Source organism: Pseudomonas sp. MF6767 (assembly GCF_016405475.1).
Lineage (GTDB): Bacteria > Pseudomonadota > Gammaproteobacteria > Pseudomonadales > Pseudomonadaceae > Aquipseudomonas > Aquipseudomonas paracarnis.
Map to the genome: position 1 here is coordinate 1 of NZ_JAEKCY010000046.1, position 2,713 is coordinate 2,713.

At 59.6% G+C, this 2,713-nt stretch carries 7 protein-coding genes and 1 pseudogene; all 8 read left to right on the top strand.

The window, feature by feature from the left end; all coding sequences use genetic code 11:
• Window positions 1-622, top strand: a 622-nt coding sequence (locus JFT58_RS29950) for a replication protein P (RefSeq protein WP_198834875.1), incomplete at its 5' end; no start/stop codon positions are given.
• Window positions 622-930, top strand: a complete 309-nt coding sequence (locus JFT58_RS29955) for a hypothetical protein (protein WP_170045020.1) — start codon at window positions 622-624, stop codon at window positions 928-930. The genes JFT58_RS29950 and JFT58_RS29955, both read left to right, overlap by 1 nt.
• The gene (locus JFT58_RS29960) at window positions 927-1,196 is read left to right on the top strand and encodes a hypothetical protein (RefSeq protein WP_170045021.1); all 270 of its coding nucleotides are present in this window, start codon (window positions 927-929) and stop codon (window positions 1,194-1,196) included. Before JFT58_RS29955 ends, JFT58_RS29960 begins: the two co-directional genes overlap by 4 nt.
• A gap of 232 nt (window positions 1,197-1,428) precedes the next feature.
• The gene (locus tag JFT58_RS29965; RefSeq protein WP_170044973.1) at window positions 1,429-1,788 is read left to right on the top strand and encodes a hypothetical protein; all 360 of its coding nucleotides are present in this window, start codon (window positions 1,429-1,431) and stop codon (window positions 1,786-1,788) included.
• Entirely contained in the window at window positions 1,785-1,961 is a 177-nt protein-coding gene (locus JFT58_RS29970) for a hypothetical protein (RefSeq protein WP_170045022.1), read from the top strand. The genes JFT58_RS29965 and JFT58_RS29970 overlap by 4 nt, the downstream gene beginning before the upstream one ends.
• The gene (locus JFT58_RS29975; protein ID WP_198834876.1) at window positions 1,958-2,374 is read left to right on the top strand and encodes a recombination protein NinB; all 417 of its coding nucleotides are present in this window, start codon (window positions 1,958-1,960) and stop codon (window positions 2,372-2,374) included. Before JFT58_RS29970 ends, JFT58_RS29975 begins: the two co-directional genes overlap by 4 nt.
• The gene (locus JFT58_RS29980; protein WP_198834877.1) at window positions 2,374-2,529 is read left to right on the top strand and encodes a hypothetical protein; all 156 of its coding nucleotides are present in this window, start codon (window positions 2,374-2,376) and stop codon (window positions 2,527-2,529) included. Before JFT58_RS29975 ends, JFT58_RS29980 begins: the two co-directional genes overlap by 1 nt.
• Window positions 2,526-2,713 (top strand): annotated as a pseudogene (locus tag JFT58_RS29985) (recombination protein NinG); the annotation flags it as partial. The gene JFT58_RS29980 and the pseudogene JFT58_RS29985, both read left to right, overlap by 4 nt.

Below are 2,713 nucleotides of genomic sequence, written 5' to 3' on the forward strand. Positions count from 1 at the left end.
CCTGTTCCGCCGCCTGCGCGGGATCTTCCCGGCGTGGCGCCAAGCATGGCCGTCCACCGAAGCGCTCGATTCCGCCAAGGCCGAATGGATCAAGGAGTTTGCCGACGAGGGCATCCGCACTCTGGAGCAGATCGAGTTCGGTATCCAGAAGTGCCGAAAGCTCAAGAAGCCGTTCGCGCCGAGCGTTGGTGAGTTCATCGCTATGTGCGTGCCTGGCCCTGAAGACTTCGGAATGCCATCGGTCGCAGGGGCATGGATGGAGGCGCTCATGGAGACCTACAGCCACAACGGCGTGAAGATCGCGGCCGTCGCCACGGGCCTTTTCGACCTGCGTTCAGCCAAGCAGGAAGACAAGGGCCTGCGCCAGCGCTTCGACCACAACTACGCCGTGGTGATCCGCCGCGCCCAGGAAGGACAGCCGCTGGACGGCAAGATCCTCACCGGCATCGGCCACGACAGCCAGAAGACGGCGCTGGAACTGGCTGACGAATTGGCCGACCAGCAAACCCAGGCGCGAATCCTTCAGCAAGGCATCCCGGCCGACGGCAAATCGGCGCGTGCGCTCCTGCTGGCAAAAATGAACATCAAGCGCGAAGCACAGCGCGGCGCGGAGAAATTCTGATGAAAGATCACATCGACAAAGCTGGTATTCGATGCGCCGTTGCAGTGCTGGCAATGCTGGTTTTCTGTTTCGTGATTTGGGGGCCGGTGAACACTATCTGGATCGGCCCATGGATCTATGAAGGGACCACAATTGGCACCTTTGAGTGGCGCAAAGCCTGGGTTTTCAACGGCTGGATTCTCTTCGCGCCAATCGCGATCTGCCTCGGCTACTGCATCTTCACGATGGTCCGGGCTATCCGAAAAGACGAATCCGAGCGCCTGGAGCGCATCGCATTGATCGCAGAAGCAGCGGAGCAACGGACATGAGCGACAAGATGCGTGAAGCGGTTGCGAGAGCAATCTGGAATATCCGTCGCGAAGAGGAAGACCGGTGCGACATGGAGCTTGAGGACATTGGCGCCGACCATTCCGTGTGGGCCGAGGCTGATGCCGCTATCGGGGCGATAGTGATCAAACTTCCCGAAAAATGCGAATACGCAGACGCCCAAAGCGACTACGCCAAAGGCCATCGCCAAGGCAAGCGTGACGTTGTTGATGTCCTAGAAGCTGCCGGCCTGAAGGTGAAGTCATGAACATTCATTCGATGCCACACGACGCAACGGTCAAGCACAAGGCCCTGCCGAAGTCTTGCCTTCTGAAGGTCACCTTCCTGCCATGGCGCTATCAGGCATGCAGGAGCTTTATGCGTAGCCGAGGGGCGAATCACTTATCGATTTGGGCGTGGAGATTCCACGTAGTCATTCGGCGCCCCTGGATGGCAGGTCCAGCACGCCAACTACATCCTGAGCTGTTTGAGGTGAAGCCATGACCTACGTCAGAGAGCAATCATCTACCGAGCTCGCTGTGCACATGCGCAGCTTGCAGAAGATGCCAGGCTGGCATGACCCACTTGCAGACCGCTTGTGGCAGGAGGTTGAAGCGCTCAAGGCCGAAATCGCCGGCCTACGCACCGGCTACGAAGCCTACGAGCGGGTGAATGCTGAGCTGAAGGCTGAGGTTGAGGGGCTGCGCAAGGCTCTCACATCCTCCCGAGAATTCCTTATGCGTGATGCCAAGGTGCGGCGCATGACCGATGGAGCCCGGCACATATCGCCAATGTTTCCTCTCCGGAAACTGGTCATGGAGCAGATCGACGCCGCCCTGGGCCAGGGAGAGCAGTCATGAAGGAATTTCTGAGGATGTACAAGAAGACCTTCACTGGCTTCCCGTCCTACTGCCGAGACCTTGCGTTCGCATTTGCTGATCTTGGTGCCTCACTGCTGATTGTGAGCTTTCCGCTGACGTACCCGATCCTGTACCCGGCGGCTCAGCTCTGGAAAAAGGTGATGCGCAAATGACTAGCCTCCAGATCCGCAATGAATCCGACCGAGCCAGGGTGCTTGGCCATATCGCTGGTATGGACATCACCAAGCCCAAGAAGCTGGCCATCACCGAAGTTGACCGCAGCGGGGAGCAAAACAAGGCCCTGCACGCGGCCCTGGCCGATATTGCCGCCCAGGTCGAACACGCCGGGAAGAAGTGGGACGTCCTGATCTGGAAGCGCCTGCTGACGGCCGCCTGGCTGCGCGAGTCAGGCGACCAGCCGCAGATGATACCGGCGGTAGACGGTAACGGATTCGACGTCATCTACGAGCGCACCAGCAAGCTCACCGTGAAGCAGTGCGGCGAGCTGATCGAGTGGGTTCATTGTTTCGGCTCCGAGCACCAGGTGCGGTGGACGCAGAAGGACAACTGGGGAGGTAGGTACTGATGGATTACGCAGACATTTACGGAGTCCTGATTGCCTTGGCCCTGGTCATTGGTGTGGTGCTCGATCACCGACGCAAGCGCGCAGTAGAAGACTTCGAACGCAAGCGCCGCGACCGTAAGGCCGAAGTAGAGCGGGAAGCGAGGAAGGCGCTATGACCATCGAACGGAAGCCGGCCAAACCGAAGAAATGCCGTGTCGCTGCGTGCAGGGCCTCATTCGTGCCTTCGCGGATGGGTCAGGCGGTGTGCAGCCCAGCCTGCGCGCTCATCGACGGGCCACGACATGCGCCAAAGGCACGCAAGGCCCTGGCCGACATTGAGCGCAAGGACATCAAGGTCCG

What these genes read in the sequence shown, in the direction of transcription:
- JFT58_RS29955 (WP_170045020.1), top strand. Translation starts at nt 622, where the DNA reads ATGAAAGATCACATCGACAAAGCTGGTATTCGATGCGCCGTTGCAGTG.
- JFT58_RS29960 (WP_170045021.1), top strand. Translation starts at nt 927, where the DNA reads ATGAGCGACAAGATGCGTGAAGCGGTTGCGAGAGCAATCTGGAATATC.
- JFT58_RS29965 (WP_170044973.1), top strand. Translation starts at nt 1,429, where the DNA reads ATGACCTACGTCAGAGAGCAATCATCTACCGAGCTCGCTGTGCACATG.
- JFT58_RS29970 (WP_170045022.1), top strand. Translation starts at nt 1,785, where the DNA reads ATGAAGGAATTTCTGAGGATGTACAAGAAGACCTTCACTGGCTTCCCG.
- JFT58_RS29975 (WP_198834876.1), top strand. Translation starts at nt 1,958, where the DNA reads ATGACTAGCCTCCAGATCCGCAATGAATCCGACCGAGCCAGGGTGCTT.
- JFT58_RS29980 (WP_198834877.1), top strand. Translation starts at nt 2,374, where the DNA reads ATGGATTACGCAGACATTTACGGAGTCCTGATTGCCTTGGCCCTGGTC.